4 protein-coding genes are annotated in these 22,379 nt (G+C 57.1%); all 4 read right to left on the bottom strand.

The annotated features are described in order from the left end of the window. Positions 1–198 precede the first annotated feature (198 nt). Positions 199–1,932 (bottom strand): ABC transporter ATP-binding protein, encoded by a 1,734-nt coding sequence (locus ACQW03_RS14860; protein ID WP_441950331.1) that lies wholly within the window; start codon positions 1,930–1,932, stop codon positions 199–201. Next, the gene (locus tag ACQW03_RS14855; protein WP_441950329.1) at positions 1,929–3,755 is read right to left on the bottom strand and encodes an ABC transporter ATP-binding protein; all 1,827 of its coding nucleotides are present in this window, start codon (positions 3,753–3,755) and stop codon (positions 1,929–1,931) included. The genes ACQW03_RS14860 and ACQW03_RS14855 overlap by 4 nt, the downstream gene beginning before the upstream one ends. Next, complete coding sequence (locus ACQW03_RS14850; protein ID WP_441950327.1) at positions 3,745–7,053, bottom strand: non-ribosomal peptide synthetase; 3,309 nt, start codon at positions 7,051–7,053, stop codon at positions 3,745–3,747. Before ACQW03_RS14850 ends, ACQW03_RS14855 begins: the two co-directional genes overlap by 11 nt. 154 nt (positions 7,054–7,207) lie before the next feature. Beyond that, complete coding sequence (locus ACQW03_RS14845) at positions 7,208–22,189, bottom strand: amino acid adenylation domain-containing protein (RefSeq protein ID WP_441952403.1); 14,982 nt, start codon at positions 22,187–22,189, stop codon at positions 7,208–7,210. Positions 22,190–22,379: the final 190 nt, after the last annotated feature.

Raw genomic sequence — 22,379 nt, 5'->3', positions numbered from 1 at the left:
AGATAGGCTTTGTACCTAGATGTCACTTAGTCACTCTTAGAAGAACCGCGCAGGCCATTCCCGGAACGGCTCCTTCGGACTCTTCCTCCTTTTTCGTGTCTACGTTTTCTGGTAACTACCGGTTATAAAGTCATACCTTGGATTACTAAAAGACTCTGTCGCATTCGCAAGCAGGAAGCCGCCCGCCGTAAAGCGGGTCTAGCCGTACAGCCGGGCGTAATAACCCCCGAGCGCCAGCAGGTCCTGATGGCGGCCCCGCTCGACGACCGTCCCTTGGTTCATGACGGTAATCAAATCCGCATGTTCCACGGTGCTGAGACGGTGGGCGATCAGAATGGTGGTGCGCCCCTTCATCAATACGTTCAGGGCCTGCTGTACCCAATGCTGGGATTCATTATCCAGCGCGGAAGTCGCTTCGTCCAGCAGCAGAATCGGGGCGTTTTTGAGAATCGCCCGGGCGATCGCAATTCGCTGCCTTTGTCCGCCCGACAACGACGCTCCTCTCTCTCCCACCGGCGTTTTATACTGTTCAGGAAGTTCCTGAATGAAATGGTGAGCGTACGCCGCTTTGGCCGCTTCGATCACTTCTTCATCCGTTGCATCCGGGTTGCCGTAGCGGATGTTTTCCTCAATCGTGCCGGTAAACAAGAACGGCTCCTGCGGAACGTATGCAATCTGCCTGCGGATTTCGTCCAGCGTGTAATGGCCGAACGGTTTGCCTTGGAGCAGGATTTCTCCGCTGTCCACAGGATAAAAGCCGAGCAGCAGCTTGATCAGCGTACTTTTGCCGCTGCCGCTGGCCCCCACGATAGCGGCGACCTGGCCGGGAAACACCTGCATGGACATGTCGACAAGCACCTTTTTATCCGCCTGATAGGAAAATTCCACATCGCGAAACTCCACCGCAGCCTCCGACACGAGTTCGCTGTGAGGAGATCCCAAACGCTCCGGTTCCTCTTCCTCTCTTAGTACCTCTTGAATCCGGTGAGCGCCCGCGAGCGAATTTTGGATCATCGACAGAACCATCCCCAAGTTCAACAAGGCGTGCGTCAGATTCACTTGCAGAACAGCCAGGGCGGCGACGCTTCCCATTCCCATCAATCCGTAGGCATAAAGAAGACTGCCGATGACGATGATGCCGCAGAACGTGACGTAGCTGATAAAATGGTTCACCGCAGCCTGCATGCCGTTCTTCTGTGCCGTTTGCCGAAGCGTCTGCGTCATTTGTTCGTTCAACGCCTCGTACTGGCCGTAAATCGTGCGGATGCGGAACAGCTTCACCAATTGAATGCCGCCCATAAAATCTTTGAATTTTTCGGTCATTTTACCGAGCGTTTGCAAGCCTTGTTCGGACAAGACGCGAACATCCCGCGCAAATTTCAGGCTGACCACGGAGGACAGCAGCAGAATGACAAAGGATACGCCGGCAAAACGCCAATCGATCAACACCATGGAGACAATGGAGCCGATGCAAAAGACAACTTGAAGCAGCAAAACGAAGTAAACCTGCGAGAATGTAAACTCAACGGTCGTTACGTCGTTGTTCACTCGCGACAGCAAGTCCCCATGGTGCGTCTGCTCCAGAAATTTCGGCCGCACCCGGCACAGCTTGTCATAAAGACGTTCGCGGATATTCAGCACAGTCAGCTCGACACTGCGCTGGTATAAGTAAATGAACCAGGGAGAAACTATATTTTCCAGGAACAGGGACACGCCCAAAATAATAAAGGCTTCCACCATCAGGGACGTATCTCGGGACACGGAGAAATCAACCAAGTTTTGTACGACCAAGCTGAAGGCGATCAGGAACAATGTCTGGGAGAGCGCCGTCACGACCAGGCCAATAGCGTACTGGGTTTTGCGCTTGCCGTTCATAAACGTCAGCAAGTAGCAGAGTTCTTTCACTTGCGAGAGCCATTCGCCCTTTTTCAAGTGTACGCCACCTCCCTGCGTTCGGCAGACTTGGTAAATTCCTGGTAGTACGACTGGGCGTACAGTCCCTTCATCTCCAGCAATTGTTCATGAGTGCCCTTTTCCACAATATTTCCTTGTTCCATGACCCAAATTTCGTCGGCGTTTTGTACTGTGGAAAGCCGGTGGGCAATAACCATCGTCGTTCTCTGCTTCATCAATATGTTAAGCGCTTCCTGAACCGCGCTTTCCGACTCCGGATCAAGAGCCGACGTTGGCTCGTCCAGCAGCAGAACGGGAGCATCCTTCAGAAAAGCCCGGGCCATTGCAATGCGCTGGCGCTGCCCGCCGGACAAAAAGCCTCCGCGCTCTCCGACATACGTCTGATAGCCGCCAGGAAGCTGCATAATGAAGGAATGCGCCTGAGCGGCTTTGGCGGCTTCGATAATCTCGTCCATCGACGCTTCTTCCCGCCCGTAGCCGATATTTTCGGCGATCGTGCCGCTAAACAAATATGAATCCTGGGTTACCACGGAAAAATACGACCGAAGCTGCTCCGGATCGGCGCCGTGGATCAGGCTGCCGAACACGCGGATTTCGCCCTGGTCCTCCGGAAGTGGATAAAAGCCGCATACAAGCTTAAACACCGTGCTCTTCCCTCCGCCGCTCGCTCCGACAAGCCCGATCGTCTTTCCTTCCGGCACTGAGAAGCTGACATTCCGCAGAATCGGGGAGTTCTCCTCATACCCGAAGGTTACGTTCTGAAACTCGATGGGGGCGGCGCTTGCTTTCGGAAGCGAACGGCCATTTTCCGTTTCGGGCGGCTGCTCGACGATTTCGGAGACCCTTCTCAGGGCACCGGACATTTCGAACGTCCGCGTGATGAGCTCGGGAATATGCTCCAGCGGCTCCAGACACAGATTCAGCAAGTACAGGAAGGCAATCAGCTCTCCCGCACCTAGCTGCCCGTTGTAGATCAAATAGCTTCCGTAACTGACGGCGAAAATGATCGGGCTGATCATCAGCGTGGAAAGCAGCGGGTTGACCCAGGCTTCCCGCTTTTTCACGGCCAGCTTTTTTTGGGCCGTCAATTGCAGCAGCACTTGGTAGGAGCGAGATAACATGCCGGATAGCAGGTAGCTTTTTACAATAGGCATACCCCCAAGCGTATCCTGGAGGTTGACGTTCATTCGGCCCATATTCACCTGGGCTTCCTCCGTTAACCGCTCCAACTGCTTGCCGATCCATTGGGAAACCAGCAGCGCTAAGGGAAATAACAGCAGGCTGTACAACATCAGCTCCCATTGGAGGTAGATCAAATAAGCGAAACAGCCGATGAACAAAAGCGGATGATAAAACCACTGGGCGAAGTCCCGAACCATAAACTGCTGGATGAGCTGCAGGTCGTTGTTGACCCGCGACAACACGTCGCCGGAATGCTGCTTTTCCAAATAGGAGACCGGGAGTTTGCCGATATGACGCATGACATGATTGCGGATATCCTGCACCGCAGAGGCGCTGCTTCGCTCCACGCCGAAGCTCATGAAAAACTTCGCCGGCACACCGATCAAGATGACCACAAAGACCGTGTACACGATTTGCAGAACGACTGGCCCCGCCCCCTTCTCGGCCTGGGTGGTCAGCTGCTCGATCAAACTTCCCGTCCATACCTCAATAACGGCGGCGGCAATCGCGGACAAGATACCGACGATCATCCAGCCTTTGTGACGGCTTACATAGGACATCAGCCAGCGGAACGCTTTCCAGGCGGCGTAAGCGGTTTGGCGCCTGGAAGGCGCCGCTGTGCCTTGTTCTAGAACAGACGGCTGCCGGTCAGCTTCCATGCAGTACCCCGGCCTCCGCTTCGATTTGCCGCTTGACTTGCTCTAAGATGTCCCGGATGACGACGGCCGTTTCTTCCACGCGCGCAAGTTCCAGCAATTCCTCGTGCGCGCCCTCCAGCCGGTAATCGGCGTAAGCTTGCGTCGTTGCCCCCCGCCAGGAAGGCAATTGGTACTTCAAGCGGAATGCTTCGCTGTCCTTCGCAATCAGTTCGTAAATCCGGGCCGGGATCGTGCCGGAATTAATAAGCTGCGCTTCGTACGCCAAGGTCGCTTTGACCTTCCGATGAACCCGCTCCCGCACGAGCGGGTTGCTCATTAATTCCTTCTCTTCTTCGTCGAAATCAGCAAGCATTTCTTCAAGCTCTTTCTCCGACGTTTCGGAAGGCGTCAGCGCGTCCTTAATCCACGAGTCCACCATGAGCACGTCCGTTACGGAATACCCTCTTTTCTCCATCGTTTTGGCTACCTCGAACGTCAGGTTGCCTCCGAAGCAGTAGCCGAGCAGCACGTAAGGTCCTTCCAGCTGGATGCGGACGATCTCGTCCACATAACGGTTCAGCATGGCCTTGTAATCGACGGCATCGTCGATAAAATCAATGCCGTAGAGCACGAACCGGCCGTCGAGCCTGCTTGCGAGCTCTCGATAACCGATGCCGAAGCCGCTGCCCGGAGGGAAGCAGAACACGTTCAGATCTCCTGCTTTATTCAGCTTAATGAAGGAGTCTCCTCCTTTATCCAGGCCGAGATCCCCCTCTCCGAAAGCCATGGCTTCAACTGTTACATTATGGAATTGGCGGTTCAGCGGTATCTCAAATCCCGTTTCATCATAAACGGCTTGAACGAGCCTCATCAGACTTAACGAATTGCCACCCAACTCAAAAAAGTTATCCTTTACGCCGACCTGCGGAACGCCAAGCGTATCCTGCCAGACGCGGGCGATCTTCATTTCAAGCAGCGTTCTCGGCGCGACATATTCCGCTCCTCCGACCGCGGCTTCCTCCGGCGCGGGCAGCGCTTTGCGGTCGATTTTCCCGTTCGGGGTCAGCGGCATCCCCGAAAGCTGCACGAGGTACGAAGGAATCATATACCCCGGAAGCTGCTTGGCGAGCTCCTCCTTGAGTTCATGCGCCGCCAGCCTCGTTTCCGCGACATAGTAAGCGACAAGCTGCTTTTGGCCGTTCGCGTCGTCGCAGTCGAGCACCTTGGCTTCTTGCACGGCGGCGATCTTCAGCAGTTGCGTCTCGATTTCGTCCAGCTCGATCCGGTACCCGCGGATTTTGACCTGGTGGTCGATCCGTCCCAGGTATTCGATGTTGCCGTCCGGCAGCCAAGTCGCCAAGTCGCCCGAGCGGTACAGTTTCTCCCCCTCCGCAAACGGGGAATCGACGAACTTCTCCGCCGTCAGATCCGGACGGTTCAGGTATCCTCTCGCAAGCCCTTCCCCGGCCACGTACATTTCGCCCGCTACGCCGATCGGCACAGGGCGGTGGTTTTCATCCAGGACGTACACCCTCAGCGTCGGGATCGGCTTGCCGATATTGCTCTTCGCCGCCTCCATTTCCACCCACGTGATTTCCTTATACGTCACGTGAACCGTCGTCTCCGTAATGCCGTACATATTGATCAGCTTCGTCTCCGGGTACTTCGTTTTGAAGCCCTTGAGCAGCAGCGGACTCAGCGCTTCGCCCCCGAAGATGACGTTGCGAATCCGCAGATCGTACGGATGGTCCGCCAAGACCTTACGCAGCAGCTGGTAGAAGTACGTTGGCGTCTGGTTCAAAATCGTGACCTGTTCGCGGCCCAGCAGCGCCAGGAAATCAGCTGGATTTTTCGCCGTGAGCGGCGGTACGATGACCAGCTTGCCTCCGTACAGCAGCGCTCCGTACATTTCCCAGACGGAGAAATCGAAGCAGAACGAGTGGAACAGCGTCCACGTGTCGGACGGCCCGAAGTCGAATAGGTTCTTGTCGTTGAACAGGAGACGCACGACGTTCTTATGCTCGATCAGCGTTCCTTTCGGTCTGCCGGTCGTTCCCGACGTGTAGATGACATATGCCAGGTTGCCCGGCCCGGAAATCGGCTCCAGGTTCGCAGCGTCCAGCGTATCAGCGGCGTCCCCCCCTCTGTCGCCCCAAACGAAATCGTCCAATTCGAGGCGCGTTCCTGCGAAGTCGGTCTTCTCGTGCAGATGCTTTTGAATCAGCAATAACGGCGCGCCCGAATCCTCGATCATGAAGCGGATGCGCTCCTCCGGGTAGTCGGGATCGACAGGCACGTAGGCTCCGCCCGCTTTGAGAATCGCCAGAATACCGACGACCATATCGAGCGAGCGTTCGGCCAGAATCGCTACCAGCTGGTCCGCTTCTACTCCCGTCTCCCGCAGCTTCCGCGCAAGGCGGTTGGATCGCTCGTTCAGCTCGCGGTAGGTCAGCTGCCGCTCGTTCATGACGGCGGCCACGTTGTCCGGGTAAAGCTCCGCCTGTTCTTCGAACAAGCCGTAAATCGTTTTCCCCCGCTCGAACCCGGTTTCGGTGTCATTAAATCGCTTCAGCAGCGTCTCCCTCTCGTCTGGGGACAGCACATCGGCTTGTCCGAGCTCCAGATCCGGCTGAAATAAAAGCACGGACAGCAGCCGAACAAGATGGTCGGCCGCCTGTTCCACAAATGCCCGCTCGTACAACTGCCCGTCAAAGCTTATTTCCAGCTCGATGGAATGGTTTTGGCGGTCGAAGCGAAAAACCGTATCGGCCGCCACCCGGTTGCCCAGCGGTTCCGGATGAATCGGTGCAAAGGATGCGACGGTGTTGATGATTGGTAGGCCGTCCCCCGTATAGTCCAGATGGAGCGGCTCCACCATTTTCCGAAAAGGCAGGTGCTGATGCTCCAGCGCCTCGCCGATGGAGGCTTTGATGCCCCCGAGCAGCGTTTTCAGCGTAGTCTGGTGGCTTACGGACGTCTTGATTACCAAAATGTCCTGCGGCGGCGGAGTCCCGTCAGGGTCTGCGCTATAAGAAGGCATGCCCACCAGCACTTGGTCCCGCCCGGTATATCTGAACAGCAGGCTTTTTACTCCTGCCAAAACAATCATGTACAAAGCCAAATCCGAACCGTTGGCGAGGCAAATGATTCTCTCTGAGAGTTCGCTCGGCAGAGTACGGTGAAGCAAGCCCGGCTCGGCCGCAGCTTCCCCGTCGGCGGATAATTTGGAGGATTGACTGTAGGGAAGGAAGCTCAGGCTGTCATCGGCATCAAACTTGCCGCTCCAGTACCGTTCTTCCTTTTCAAACAAAGATTTCATTTGTACCTCCCCTAAAAATGAAGTGACCGCATGCCCTGGCGCAGGTCCGAAAAAGCTTGCTTTCGGCCTGCGCGTTTACGGGCTTGGACGTTGTTCGCCGTCTTCCTTGGGATGCGCGCCGCTTTCGCTTGACGGCGGAGGCGCGCTTGTAGGATTAGAACGCGAATTCGATCGTATCGACGGCACTCTTTGCGCCTGCCGCCGGTTTATGACATTCAATCCGGCTTAGCTCAAGTTGTGGATTTTCCGCAATTTGAGACAGTACCCGCAGGTAATCCTCGGTCAAGGTGCGGATCATCGCTTCTTTGAACAGCTTGGTGGCGTAGAAGAAGCCCCCGCTCAGCGCCCCGTTGTTTTCATACATAAACAGCGTCAGATCGAACTTCGCTTCTTCCAAATGGTCAAGCTCGTAAGTCTTCAGGCTGACCCCTTCCAGCTCGGCGTCTCGTTCTTCGATATTTTGCAAGTCGAAAACGGCATCGAACAGCGGGAAGCGGCCCGGCTCCCGCTTCACATTCAAACGCTCCACAAGCTCGTCGAATGGATAATCCTGGTTCTCAAAAGCACCCAAAGCCGTTTCCTTCACTTCTTCCAGGTAGGACAAGAACGTTTTGTCGCCCGACGGACGATTGCGGATCGCCAGCGTATTGACAAACATCCCGATGACCGCTTCCAAATCGGCGTTCGTTCTTCCCGCCACCGGGGTGCCCACGATTAAGTCCTCCTGCCCGCTGTACTTGGACAGCAGCACGGTATAAGCCGCAAGCAGCACCATGAACAGCGTGCTTTCACGCTCGGCTGCCAATTCGCGCAGCCGCGCAGAGAGAGAAGCTTCGACGTCGAACTCCAGATGCGCGCCTTCGTAGCTGCGAGCCGCAGACCGTTCGTAGTCCATCGGCAGGTCCGCCGTCGGCAGCTCGCCTTCGAAGGTTTGCAGCCAGTACGCTTCCTGCCGCCCGATCCGCTCTCGGTGGGCCTTTGACTGCTGCCAAACGACATAATCCTTGTATTGAATGCGCAGTGGCGGCAATTCTTCCCCGGCGTAGAAACTCGAGAACTCATCGATCACAATCGCCATCGATACGCCGTCGGACACCATATGGTGCATGTCGAAAAGGAGAATATGCAGGTTCGGCTCTAGCTCGATGGCCCCGGCGCGCAGCAGCGGCGGCTTGCCGAGATCAAACGGACGAACGAAGCTACGGACGATCTGCTCGATTTGAGCCGCATCCTCTTTATCCGCTTGATGATGCTCGATAGTAAAATCGACCTGCGGGTAAATCCGCTGAACCGCTTCGCCCTTCACGATTTCAAAACCGGTGCGCAGCGATTCATGCCGTGTTATCAATTTCCGCAAGGCGGCTTTCAACCGGTCTAAATCAAACTCGCCTTCCACCTGCACCAGCTCCGGCATGTTGTAAAGCTGATCCGCTCCATCCAGCGTGTGCTGAATGAACAGCCGTTTCTGGGCGGAGGACAGAGGGTAGTACTCTCTCTCCTCAGCTTGAGGAATGGCCTCATGCTCCCGCCGTTCCATCCGTGCGATCGCCTCGGCCATCGCCGCAATCGTCGAGTGACGGAATACGTCGCGCAGCGGCAGGTTGACGTTTAATTCCTTAAATACCTTGCCCGCCAGCGTTGTCGCTCGCAGGGAGTGGCCGCCGATGTCGAAGAAGTTGTCGTGAACGCCAATCTCCTTCGCAAGCCCCAGCACCTCCTGCCAAATCGCCGCCAGCTTCGTTTCCAGCTCATTGCGCGGTGCGACGTACTCCGTTCCGCTTCCCGCTTCCCCTTCCGGCGCCGGCAGCGCCTTCCGGTTAATCTTTCCGTTCGGCGTCAGAGGCAGGCGCTCCAGCTCCACGAAGTACGACGGGATCATGTACCCCGGCAGCTCGCTGGCAATCGCCCGCTTCAGGTCCGCCGCCGTCAAGCCTTCTTCCGCTGTATAATAAGCGCACAAAGCTTTCTGACCTTCTTGATCTTCCCTGACGACGACGACCGCTTCCTTCACGCCACCTACACTCAGCAGCTTCGCTTCGACTTCGCCCGTCTCAATCCGGTATCCCCGGATTTTCGCCTGGTTGTCGATCCGGCCGATGAAGTCCACGTTCCCGTCCTCCATCCACCGCGCCAAGTCTCCCGTGCGGTACAGCCGCTCGCCCGCGGCGAACGGACTGTCTACGAACTTCTCTTCCGTCAGCTCCGGACGGTTCAAGTACCCTCGCGCTACCCCGACTCCGCCGATAACCAGCTCGCCCAGCACCCCGACCGGCACCGGGTTCAGATGCGCGTCCACGATGTAGAATTTCGCATTCAGCCACGCTTTGCCGATCGGCACATTTCCTGTCTGCGGCAGCTTCGCCAGCTCCTCGTCGTAGAAGCTGGAGTCGATCGCCGCTTCCGTCACGCCGTATGCGTTGATGATCCGGAACAACGAGCCGAAGCGTTCCTGCAAGGTCCGGTAATCCGCCACGCTGCAGCTGTCCGAGCTCGTGATCAACAGTTCCATCCGGCTCATATCCAGTTGCTGCTCGTGCACGTACTCCAGGAACGGCACGATCAGCGCCGGCGTCGATTCGAAGAGGGTGACCCGCTCCCGCTCCATCCAGTGGTGCAGACGAGACGGATCGATCCGGTCGTCCTTCGGCACAATCACCATCGTGCCTCCGTTGTACAGCGTCCGCGCGATATCTCCCACGAACACGTCGAACGAGAAGCTTGCGAGCTGCAGCAGCCGCACCGGGAACTGATCCAACCGGTATTCCCGCCGGTAGCCCGCCGCCGTGTTCACCAGGCTGCGGTGCTCGATCATCACGCCCTTCGGCTTGCCCGTCGTTCCCGACGTATAGATCACGTATGCCAGATCCTCCGGACGGGCTTCATGGAAGCTGTCGGTGCCAACATTCTGATGGCTCTCATCGCCGTCGTCCACAGCATCCGTCAGCTTGCCGGAGACCATGCCAGAGCCAATCGGCGCATTCGCTCGCTCCTCGCTGTACGACGCTTCGTCGTCGAGGTACAGCACCGCCGCCAGCGCCAGCTCCTCTTCGTCGAGCCTGGCTTCAGCACGTTCTCGCAGCGGCGTTTGCGTCAGCAGTACCTTCGCTCCGCTGTCTTCAAGCATGAACCGCACGCGCTCCACCGGATAATCCGGGTCGAGCGGTACATACGCCCCGCCCGCTTTCCAGACGGCCAGCACGGCCACCAGCAAGTCCACCGAACGCTCGGCAAGAATGCCGACGATCGACTCCCGGCCGATGCCGTTTGCGCGCAGCGTAGCTGCCAAGCGGTTCGCCCGCTCGTTCAGCTCCGCATACGTCAGCCGGTCGTTCTCGTACACGACGGCCGCCGCTTCTGGCGTGCGCTCCGCCTGTTCCTCAAACAGCCGGTGGAACGCGGCCGCAGGAGCCTCTTCTAGCTGCGCCGGGTTAAACGCGCCGAGAATTTGCTCTTTTTCCGCCGCCGTCAGCAAGTTCAGCTCGGCGATCTTCGCGTCCGGACGGCTTACGATCGTTACGAGCAGCTGCTCGTAATGTTTCGCCAGCCGTTCGATCGTCTCCCTTTTGTAGAGAGCCGTCGCATATTCGAAGCTGTAATCCAAGCCGCCGTTCTCCTCGCCCACATCCAAGCTGATATCAAACTTCGCGGTATCCAGTGCGCTCGGATAAGGAATCAGGCGAAGCCCTTCCAGCTCAAATTCCTCGTTCTCCGTATTCTGCATCGTAAACAGCGTGTCGAAGAGCGGATTGCGGCTTAAATCACGGGTGACTTGCACCTTGTCCACCAATTCTTCGAACGGATAGTTTTGATGCTCGAAGGCGTGGAGGGTCGTTTCTTTGACTTCGTTCAGGTATGACAGGAATGTCTTTTCCGAAGCCGGATAACTGCGGATAGCCAGCGTGTTTAAGAAAATCCCGATCAACGGCTGCACATCTCCATGATTCCTTCCGGCTATCGGCGTACCAACGATCACGTCTTCCTGACCTGAATATTTATGCAGAAGGACGTTATACGCCGCAAGCAGCACCATAAACAGCGTCGTGCCCGTTTCCGAGGCAAGCTGCTTCAGGCCGTCGGTTTTCGAAGCGTCGAAGAAAAACTCCAGCGTTTGGCCTTCGTAGCTCTGCACGGCCGGACGCGGATAGTCGGTCGGCATTTCCAGCACCGGAAGCTCGCCTTGGAACATGTCCAGCCAGTACGCCTCCTGACGCTGAAGCCGTTTCTTCTGCTCCTGCGAATGCTGCCAAACGGTGTAGTCTTTGTACTGAATGCGAAGTGGCTCCAATTGCTCGCCGCCGTACAAGCGGACGAATTCTTCAACAAAGATTTCCATCGAGACGCCGTCGGAAATAATATGATGCATATCGTACATTAGAATATGGCGTGCCGGAGCCAGTTCGACAAGGCCTACCCTCAGCAGCGGAGGCTTCGCCAAGTCAAACGGACGAACGAAACGACGAACCGTCTCTTCGGCCTCTTGCTCATCCGCTCGATAGAACTCCACGGCAAAATTCAAGTCCTGGTAAATCCGCTGCGATGCTTCGCCATCCGCCATTTCGAACCCGGTGCGCAGCATTTCATGCCGCGCCACGAGCTTACGCAACGCTTCTTCGAACCTTGCCCGGTCCAAAGCACCCTCCAGCAGCATCGCTTCCGGCATGTTGTAGCTAAGCTCCGCGCCTTCCAGTTGATTCAGGATAAAGAGACGTTTTTGAGCAAAAGATTGCGGGTACACCTCTCGGTCATCCGCCACGGGAATGGCAACGAATGTCTGCTCATCCAGCCGGGATATGGCGGCCGCCATGCTTTCGATCATGGAATGGCGGAACACGTCGCGCAGCGGCAGATCCACGTTCAACTCTTTATGAATCTTGCTGACCAGCGTCGTCGCCCGCAGGGAGTGGCCGCCGAGGTCGAAGAAGTTGTCGTGAATGCCAATCTCCTTCGCAAGCCCCAGCACCTCCTGCCAAATCGCCGCCAGCTTCGTTTCCAGCTCATTGCGCGGTGCGACGTACTCTGTTCCGCTTACCGCTCCCCCTTCCGGCGAAGGCAGCGCCTTCCGGTCAATCTTTCCGTTCGGCGTCAGAGGCAGGTACTCCAGCTCCACAAAATACGAGGGGATCATGTAGCCCGGCAGCTCCTGCGCCAGCGCGCTGCGCAAATCGTTCACTGCCAACTCCGCTCCGGTATCTGGTATATAATACGCGCATAGCGCCTTCTGCCCGTTCGTGTCACTTCGAACCAGCACCACCGCTTCGCGCACGCCTTCCACCCGCAGCAGTTGCGACTCGATCTCGCCCGTCTCAATCCGGTAGCCCCGGATTTTCGCCTGGTTGTCGATTCGGCCGATGAAGTCCACGTTCCCGTCCTCCATCCACCGTGCCAAGTCTCCCGTGCGGTACAGCCGCTCGCCCGCGGCGAACGGACTGTCTACGAACTTCTCTTCCGTCAGCTCTGGACGGTTCAAGTACCCGCGCGCTACCCCGACTCCGCCGATAACCATTTCGCCCAGCACCCCGACCGGTACCGGGTTCAGATGCGCGTCCACGATGTAGAATTTCGCATTCAGCCACGCTTTGCCGATTGGCACATGGCCTGTCTGCGGCAGCTTCGTCAGCGGCTCGTCGTAGAAGCTGGAATCGATCGCCGCTTCCGTCACGCCGTATGCGTTGATGATCCGGAACAACGTGCCGAAGCGTTCCTGCAAGGTCCGGTAATCCGCCACGCTGCAGCTGTCCGAGCTCGTGATCAACAACTCCATCCCGCTCATATCCAGTTGCTGCTCGTGCACGTACTCCAGGAACGGCACGATCAGCGCCGGCGTCGATTCGAAGAGGGTGACCCGCTCCCGCTCCATCCAGTGGTGCAGACGAGACGGATCGATCCGGTCGTCCTTCGGCACAATCACCATCGTGCCTCCGTTATACAGCGTCCGCGCGATATCTCCCACGAACACGTCGAACGAGAAGCTTGCGAGCTGCAGCAGCCGCACCGGGAACTGATCCAACCGGTATTCCCGCCGGTAGCCCGCCGCCGTGTTCACCAGACTACGGTGCTCGATCATCACGCCCTTCGGCTTGCCCGTCGTTCCCGACGTGTAGATCACGTACGCCAGGTCCTCTGGACGCGCTTCATGGAAGCTGTCAGTGCCAACATTCTGTTGGCTCTTATCGCCATCGTCCACAGCATCCGTCAGCTTGCCGGACACCATGCCGGAGCCAATTGGCGCATTCCCCCGCTCCTCGCTGTACGACGCTTCGTCGTCCAGGTACAGCACCGCGGTCAGCGCCAGTTCCTCTTCGCCGAGCCAGGCTTCGGCCCGCTCTCGCAGCGCCGTTTGCGTCAGCAGCACCTTCGCTCCGCTGTCTTCAAGCATGAACCGCACGCGGTCCGCCGGATAATCCGGGTCGAGCGGCACATACGCCCCGCCCGCTTTCCAGACGGCCAGCACGGCCACCAGCAAATCCACCGAACGCTCAGCGAGAATGCCGACGATCGACTCCCGGCCGATGCCGTTTGCGCGCAGCGTGGCTGCCAAGCGGTTCGCCTGCTCGTTCAGCTCCGCATACGTCAGCCGCTCGTTCTCGTACACGACGGCCGCCGCTTTCGGCGTGCGCACCGCCTGTTCCTCGAACAGCCGGTGGAACGCCGCCACAGGAGCCGCTTCCGGCTGCACCGGGTTAAACGCGCCGAGAATTTGCTCTTTTTCCTCTGCCGTCAACAAGTTCAGCTCGGCAATCTTCGCATCCGGACGGCTTACGATCGCCGCAAGCAAATGTCCGAAATGAGTCGACAGCCGCCGGATCGTGCTTTCTTTATAAAGAGCCGTTGCGAATTCAAAGCTGCACTCCAGGCCGCCGTTTTCTTCCGTAACATCCACACTCAGGTCGAACTTGGCCGTGCCGTATTCGCTAGGGTACGGGGACAATTTCAGTCCTTCCAGCTCAAACTCTTTATTCTCCAAGTTTTGCAGGGAGAACATCGTGTCAAACAGCGGATTGCGGCTCAAATCCCGGCTGACCTGCACTTTATCGACGAGCTCTTCGAATGGATAATTCTGATGCTCGTAAGCGCCTAAGGTCGTTTCTTTCACTTCTTCCAGATACGACAGGAAGGTCTTCTCCGAAGCCGGATAATTGCGAAGCGCCAGCGTATTGACGAACATTCCGATCAAAGGCTGCGTGTCTCCGTGCGTTCTGCCCGCAATCGACGTTCCGACGATCAAATCGTCCTGACCTGTGTATTTATGCAAAAGCACGGTATATGCCGCAAGCAGCACCATATACAGCGTCGTTCCTCTTTGAGTAGCCAGCTGCTTCAAGCCTTCGTTCGTTGCCTCGTCCACGAAGGACGTCAGCGTTTGTCCCTCAAAGCTCTGCACGGCCGGACGCAGATAGTCCGTCGGCATTTCCAGAACCGGCAGCTCGCCCCGGTAACGGTCCAGCCAGTAAGCTTCCTCGCGTTTCAACTGCACTTTGTGCTCGTCCGACTGCTGCCATACCGCATAGTCCTTGTATTGAATACGCAAAGGCTCTAATGACTCGCCGCCGTACAGACGAACGAGTTCCTCGACTAACACGTCCATCGAAACCCCGTCGGAGACGATATGGTGCATGTCGAACATCAGCAAATAACGTTCGGCTGCCAGCTCTACGAGCTCCGCCCGCAGCAGCGGAGGCTTCGCCAAGTCGAAAGGCCGGATGAAGGCCTGCACCACTTCGGGCGCTTCTTCTTCGCTCGCATGACGGTACTCGACGGCAAAATCGACGCTCTCGTAAATGCGCTGTACTGCTTCGCCTTGTACGATCTCAAAGCCGGTTCGCAGCGTTTCGTGCCGTGCGATCAGTCCGCGGAGAGCCTTTTCCAGCAGAGTCCGGTCAATCGATCCTTCCAGCAGCAGCACGTCCGGCATGTTGTAGCTCTCATCGGCCCCTTCCAGCTGATTCAGGATAAACAGCCGCTTCTGAGCTGAGGAAAGCGGATAATATGCTCTTGCGCCTGCCAGCGGAATCGACGAGAACGACTGCTGTCCGATCCGGAAGATGGCGAGAGCCATCTCTTCGATCGTCGAGTAGCGGAATACGTCGCGCAGAGGCAACTCAACGTTCAGCTCCTGATGCACCTTGCTCACCAGTGTCGTCGCCCGCAGGGAATGGCCGCCCAAGTCGAAGAAGTTGTCCAGGACTCCAATGCCGGAGTAGTCCAGCACTTTCTCCCAGATCTTCACAAGCTGGGACTCCGTCTGGTTACGCGGCGCTACGTATTCAACGCCCGTTTGTATGCCGCCTTGCGGCTCCGGCAGCGCTTTGCGGTCCACTTTGCCGTTGGTCGTCAGCGGCATGCGCTCCAGTTGCACGAAGTACGACGGGATCATGTACCCCGGCATTCCCTGGGCCAGCGAGGTTCTCATTTCGCTGACCGTCAGTGTCCGGTCCGCCACAAAGTAGGCGACAAGCGCCTTCTCCCCCCCGCCGTCCTGACGGGCGAGCACCACTGCTTCTTCCACGCCCTCGACGTTCAGAAGCTGCGTCTCGATTTCGTCCAGCTCGATTCGGTACCCGCGGATTTTGACCTGGTGGTCGATCCGGCCCAGGTATTCGATGTTCCCGTCCGGCAGCCAAGCCGCCAAGTCGCCCGAGCGGTACAGCTTTTCCCCCTCCGCAAACGGGGAATCGACGAACTTCTCCGCCGTCAGATCCGGGCGGTTCAGGTATCCTCTCGCAAGGCCTTCCCCGGCCACGTACATTTCGCCCGCTACGCCGATCGGCACAGGGCGACGGTTTTCATCTAAGACGTACACCCTCAGCGTCGGGATCGGCTTGCCGATATTGCTCTTCGCCGCCTCCATTTCCACCCACGTGATTTCCTTATACGTAACGTGAACCGTCGTCTCGGTAATACCATACATATTGATCAGCTTCGTCTCCGGGTACTTCGTCTTGAACCCCTTGAGCAGCAGCGGACTCAGCGCTTCGCCCCCGAAGATGATGTTGCGAATCCGCAGATCGTACGGATGGTCCGCCAAGGCCTCACGCAGCAGCTGGTAGAAGTACGTTGGCGTCTGGTTCAAAATCGTGACCTGTTCGCGGCCCAGCAGCGCCAGGAACTCGGCCGGATTTTTCGCCGTCAGCGGCGGTACGATGACCAGCTTGCCTCCGTTCAGCAGCGCTCCGTACATTTCCCAGACGGAGAAATCGAAGCAGAACGAGTGGAACAGCGTCCACGTGTCGGACGGCCCGAAGTCGAACAGGTTCTTGTCGTTGAACAGGAGGCGCACGACGTTCTTATGCTCGATCAGCGTTCCTTTCGGTTTGCCAGTCGTTCCCGACGTGTAGATGACATAAGCCAGGTTGCCCGGCCCGGAAATCGGCTCCAGGTTCGAAGCGTCCAACGCATCGGCAGCGTCCGCCCCTCTGTCTCCCCAAACGAAATCGTCCAATTCGAGGCGCGTTCCTGCGAAGTCGGTCTTCTCGTGCAGATGCTTTTGAATCAACAATAACGGCGCGCCCGAATCCTCGATCATGAAGCGGATGCGCTCCTCCGGGTAGTCAGGATCGACAGGCACGTATGCTCCGCCCGCTTTAAGAATCGCCAGAATGCCGACGACCATATCGAGCGAGCGTTCGGCCAGAATCGCTACCAGCTGTTCCGCTTCTACTCCCGTCTCCCGTAGCTTCCGCGCAAGGCGGTTGGATCGCTCGTTCAGCTCGCGGTAGGTCAGCTGCCGCTCGTTCATGACGGCGGCCACGTTGTCCGGGTAAAGCTCCGCCTGCTCTTCGAACAATTGAGTGAGCGTCTTCCCGCGCGGAAATTCCGTGGTGGTGTCGTTAAAACGTCCGAGAAGGTCGGCCTTTTCGGCCTCCGTCACAAGTTCCAGCTCGCCCACTGTAATTTCCGGGTTATCCGTCACCTGCTCCAGCAGATGGACGAGATGCCTCTTGAGCCGCTCAATGCTGTCTTTATCGAACACTTCGGCGTTAAAGTCGAACCGAATTTCGATCTCGACTCCCGGCACCACGGTCACGGTGAAGTTATAGTTCGTCTGCTCCTCCATCTGAACGTCAGCGATCGTCAGGTCGCCGTGCTGCTGGTCGCCCGCCTGCTCCATCTGCTCGTCCACCGGATAGTTCTCGAAAGCGATGATATGGTTGATCAGGTTCTGCTTTTGCAAGCTGCGGGCTTGAATTTCATACAGCGGATAGTAATCATAACGCCCGGACTCCAGCGCACACTCTTGAAGCTTCGCCATCAGGTCGGCGAACACAGTGTCCGCTTCGCTCGTGACGCGGACCGGTACCGTATTGATGAACAGCCCGATCATGGACTCGATACCCGGGATTTCTGTCGGTCTTCCGGCCACGATACTGCCGAATACGGCATCGTTTGTTCCGTTATATTTTTGCAGCATCACGCCCCAAGCGGCTTGCAGCAGCGTATTGACCGTAACCAGGCGCTGTTTCGCCACCCGGTCCATCCGCTCGCTCAAGTCCTTGCCCAGCTCGGCGGTGACGTGATCAGCCGTAAATCTGCCGTTCGGCGCCATTTCCTTTTGTCCCGGGAGTACGGTTTGCCCTTCATAATCTGCCAGGAATGCCGTCCAATAGCCGGATGCCGCCTGATCGTCCTGTTTCTCCAACCATTCGATATAGGCGCCATAATCCGATCCCTTATCTCCCGCTGGCTGCTTGCCGGATGCCAAGGCCGAGTACGTCTCAAACAGCTCCTGCGTCAGCTGCGACAGGCACCAGCCGTCCATCAAAATATGCTGGAAACTCCACAGCACATGATAGTTTTGCTCTTCGGTGCGCAGGATCGTAACCCGAACGAGCGCGTCATGTTCCAGATCGAAGCCGCGAAGCTTGTCAGCCTCAGCCTTTTGATCCAAATACGTTTGTTTCTCGACCGCCTGCAAATGAAGCAGTTCTTCATATTCAAAGCCGACCGGCTTGTCGCGGTATATGATTTGCAGCGGCTCGCCCGCCGGTCCTTTCACAAAATTCGCCCGCAGCACCAGATGACGTTTCGCAAGCTCCATCCAGCTCCTCTCGAAAATCTGGACGTCGAGCGCTCCCCGCATCGTAAACCGCGTCTGCTCGAAGTAAGCTGCCGTCTGCCGGTCAAGCGCGCTGTGGAACCACATGCCCTTCTGCATCGGCGTAAGCGAGTAAATGTTTTCGATTTCCCCGAGATGGCCCGAGCGCTGAGCAATTTGCTCCAATTCCGCGATGGTCAAGCCTTTAAATTGCACGTCGCTAGGCGTCAATTCGGTGTTTTCTTTGCCTGCGCAGTGGGTAATGAGCTCTCGGAGACTTTGCTCAAGCCGCTGAGCGAAGGCTTCCATCGTTACCTTGCGATACTGCTTCCGGCTGTAGCTGAGATCAAGCGATAAAGCGCCGTCCAGTACCATGCCGTTGATATCCAGCACAAAGCTGCGGGCCTGCTGGTTGCTGGTTGGGCTGCCGCTGGAATAAGAAGATATGCCGATCTCGTCCTGATTGGCATCATCGTCGAACTGGCCGAGGTAGTTAAAATTAATTTCCGGCTCTGCGCCCCAAACAAAGCCATCCTCCGATTTGGAGAGATAGCGGCATACGCCGTACCCAAGCCCTTTGTTAGGAATGCGGCGCAAGCTTTCCTTGACCTGTTTAATCTGATAGGCCAAATCCCGGTCGGTTTTCGGCTCCAGGACGACCGGAAACTTGGTCGTAAACCAGCCGACTGTGCGCGTGATGTCGATATCCGTTCCGATCGATTCGCGTCCGTGTCCTTCGAGATTGATCCGCACCCGTTCGTGTCCCGTCCACTTGCGAACGGCTATGCCAAGCGCCGTTACCAAAATATCGTTCATTTCGGTGTTGTAAGCCCGGTGAACCCGCTTCAGCAGCAGCTCCGTTTCTTCGGGAGTCAAACGAATGAACAGCGATTCGCTGTCCTGCTGCGTCGTAACGTCCTCCTCCAGATCCTTCGGCACGGCCGGAACCGCAATTTGTTCCACGGCCTGCCAATAGGCCCGTTCCTTCGCCATCTCCGGGCTTTGCACGTAAGCGGCCAGTTGCTCGGACCAAGTGTGGTACGCATCCGTTTTCGCCGGGAAACGAATTTCCTCGCTTTTGCCGGCCTGCTCGTAACCCAGAGCGAAATCCTCCATCAAAATGCGCCAAGACACGCCGTCCACCACGGCATGATGAACCGCGAGCAGCAAATGATCGCCGTCCGCGCACTGGAACAGTCCCGCCCTCACGAGGGGCCCGTTCTCCAGATCAATGCCCGCTTGAATGTCCGTTGCCTTCGCTTCCACAGCCTGCTCGGTATTTTCCGCATCCTTGAAGTCGAACACGTCCAGCGTGAACAGCCCGCCTTCCTGAATTGCGCGGTTCCGCGCGCTGAATCCTTGTTCCGTCTTGCGGAACACCATCCGCAAGACGTCATGATGCTCGGCCAGCTTTTGCAGCACCTGACGTACCGTCTCTTCGTCGAAGCGCTCCTTCCGGTACAGCATCACCGACTGGTTGAAATGATGCGGGTCTGCAAAGGAGCTCTCGAAAAACCAATGCTGAATCGGCGTCAGCGCCGTTTCACCCGTTATTTCGCCTTGATCGATGGTACGTCCGATCGGTTTCACATGCAGGCTGAGCTGTGAGATAGTCGGATATTTGAACAAATCCCGAATTTCCAGCTTGTACCCGGCTTGATGAAGCCGCGAAGATACTTGAATGGACTTGATCGAGTCTCCGCCCAGCTCAAAGAAATGATCTGTTACCCCAACGCGATCGGCGTTCAATACCGCCTGCCACACATCGGCAAGCGTCCGCTCGGCTTCATTGCGGGGAGCTACGTACGCGCCGCCGATCAGCGCATTTCCTTCCGGGGCGGGCAAAGCCTTGCGGTCGATTTTGTCATTCGGCGTAAGCGGCATCTGCGGAAGCTGAACAAAATGCGCCGGAATCATGTAATTCGGCAATTTTTGCGCCAGCCCACTTCTCAGCTCGCCGACCGTAAGCGGGCGGCCCGCGACCAGGTAAGCGCACAGCTCTTGCCCGCTTTTGCCTTCCCGCGCGATTACGATCGTCTCCTGCACGGAGTCGATCTTCAGAAGCTGCTCTTCAATCTCGCCGATCTCGATCCGGAAGCCACGGATTTTCACCTGATGGTCGATCCGGCCCAAGTACTCAATATTTCCGTCCGGCAGCCAGCGGCCGAGATCTCCCGTCCGGTAAAGGCGTTCTCCCGGCGCAAACGGATGTTCCACGAACTTCTCTGCCGTCAGCTCCGGAAGGTTCAGGTAACCTCTCGCAAGTCCCACGCCTGCCACGCACAGCTCGCCGTCTACTCCCGGAGGCACAAGCTGCAGGTGGGCATCCAAAATAAAAATCCGGTGATTGGCCAGCGGACGTCCGATCGGAATGACTCTGCGCTCCGGCTGCTCCTCATCCGCATCCCAAAGCGTCGTAACAATCGAAGCTTCGGTAGGACCGTAAGCATTGAAGTAGTGGACCTTCGATTTCCACTGCTGTACGAATTCGGCCGATACCGCCGAGCCTCCCGTTACGAGCTTCGTTAAGCTGGGAAGGCGGTCCGGGTTCAAGTAAGCGCTGTACGTCGGAGGCAAAATCGCCGCCGTAATCGCATGCTCGTTCATATAACTCTCGAACAGGCGGTTGTCGAGAATCGTCTCGGCCGTCGGGATGTACAAAGCCGCGCCAAAATAGAGCGCTTCGAACACTTCCCAGCAGGACGCGTCGAACGACAGGCTGGCGAATTGAACAATCCGGTCATGCTCCGTGATGCCCAGTCTGTCCGCGAACATCAGCTTCAAGCTGACCAAACCGCGATGCTCCAGCATGACCCCTTTGGGGTTGCCCGTCGTACCTGACGTATAGATGACATAAGCCAGATCATTCGGACCGCTGACCGGCTCCAGGTTCGAGCCATCGTCGCTGTAGGCCTGCTCGTCATCCAGCGCCAACACGATCCCTTCGAACGGCACCTGCTGCAGCAGTTCTCTTTGAGTCAGCAGCAGCTGCGCGTTCGAGTTCTCCAGAATGTAGCGGATGCGTTCTTCCGGGTATTCCGGGTCGATCGGCACGTAGGCACCGCCAGCTTTCAGAACCGCCAGAATGCCAACGACCGTCTCCAGCGATCTCCTGGCCATCAAGCCTACCAGCTGATTGGGCAGCACGCCGACCGATCGCAGCGTCCGTGCCAGCCGGTTCGCCCGTTCGTTCAGCTCCCCGTACGAAAGCCAACGCCCCTCAAAGACAACCGCCGTCGCTTCGGGCACCCGCTTCACCTGCTCCTCCACAAGCTGATGAATCGTCCGATCACGGGAATAATCCTTCTCAGTATCGTTAAAGCTTTGCAGCAATTGAAATTTCTCGTCCTCCGACAGCATGTCCGCCCGCGCGATATCCAGCTCCAACTCGTGAAGCCCCACGACCAGCAGGCGATTCAGATGGCCGACGACCCGAGTCATGAACTGAGAGTCATATAAGTGCTCGTTATATGACAGCGCTAGCTGAATCGTCCCACCGGTTAAGCTGAATTCAAAGGAACAATCCGTGACCACGTTTTGCCCGATTTCGTCCAGATGCAGCTCCTTAAGGGATACTAGCGTATGGATGACGGGTATCCCGTCCGCATGTTGCAGGTCCAGCTTTTCCGTCATTTTCAAGAACGGAATATGTTGATGCTGAATCGCTTCCGGCAAGGAAGTTCTCAGCTCGCTCAGAAGCGTTTTAAAAGTCGCACCCGCCGAAAGCGAGTTTTTCAAAATGACCGAATGATTAACGGATCGGCGCGTCTCCGTCGGTTTCCGTACAACCGGCATGCCGACCAGAATGTCAGAGGCGCCTGTATATTTATGCAAGAGTGACTGAACACCGGCGAGCAAAATCATAAAAGCGGCCAGCGGAGCTCCCTTGCTCATTTGAAGGACACGCTGCGCCGCTTTCCCCGAAAGCGAACCGCCGACGGTTGCCAGCATGGGCGGCAGGGAGCTTGGAGCTTTGCTGTAAGGCAGCCGCGTCAAGGTATAATCGTCGCTACCGAATTTTTCGTTCCAAAACAACGTTTCTTTTTCAAAAGCCATCTGGATCGTTCCCTTCTCTTCATCGGTAAAAGCAATCCGGCGGAGCATATGCGGCAGCAACGCTCCCCGCCTTTTCAAACATGTGACAACAATATCAATGGCTTTCGCCAGGTCACCGCTTCACTTGCCCGGTTGATCGCATGCGGCAATTCTCTGCCTAGCAGTTGTCCCGCTCGGCTACCATGCGTGAAAGACAACAAAGAGCATCGTTTTACGCAAGAGATGCGTCTGCTTCCGG

It is taken from the genome of Paenibacillus sp. DRB1-1 (assembly GCF_052119485.1).
In the GTDB taxonomy this organism is placed as follows: Bacteria; Bacillota; Bacilli; order Paenibacillales; family Paenibacillaceae; genus Paenibacillus; species Paenibacillus polymyxa_B.
The sequence above is the reverse complement of the archived record's forward strand: the minus strand, read 5'-3'. Positions and strand labels throughout refer to the sequence as shown.

Coding starts and splice junctions, on each gene's coding strand:
- ACQW03_RS14845 (WP_441952403.1), bottom strand. CDS start 22,189: ATGCTCCGCCGGATTGCTTTTACCGATGAAGAGAAGGGAACGATCCAG.
- ACQW03_RS14855 (WP_441950329.1), bottom strand. CDS start 3,755: ATGGAAGCTGACCGGCAGCCGTCTGTTCTAGAACAAGGCACAGCGGCG.
- ACQW03_RS14850 (WP_441950327.1), bottom strand. CDS start 7,053: ATGAAATCTTTGTTTGAAAAGGAAGAACGGTACTGGAGCGGCAAGTTT.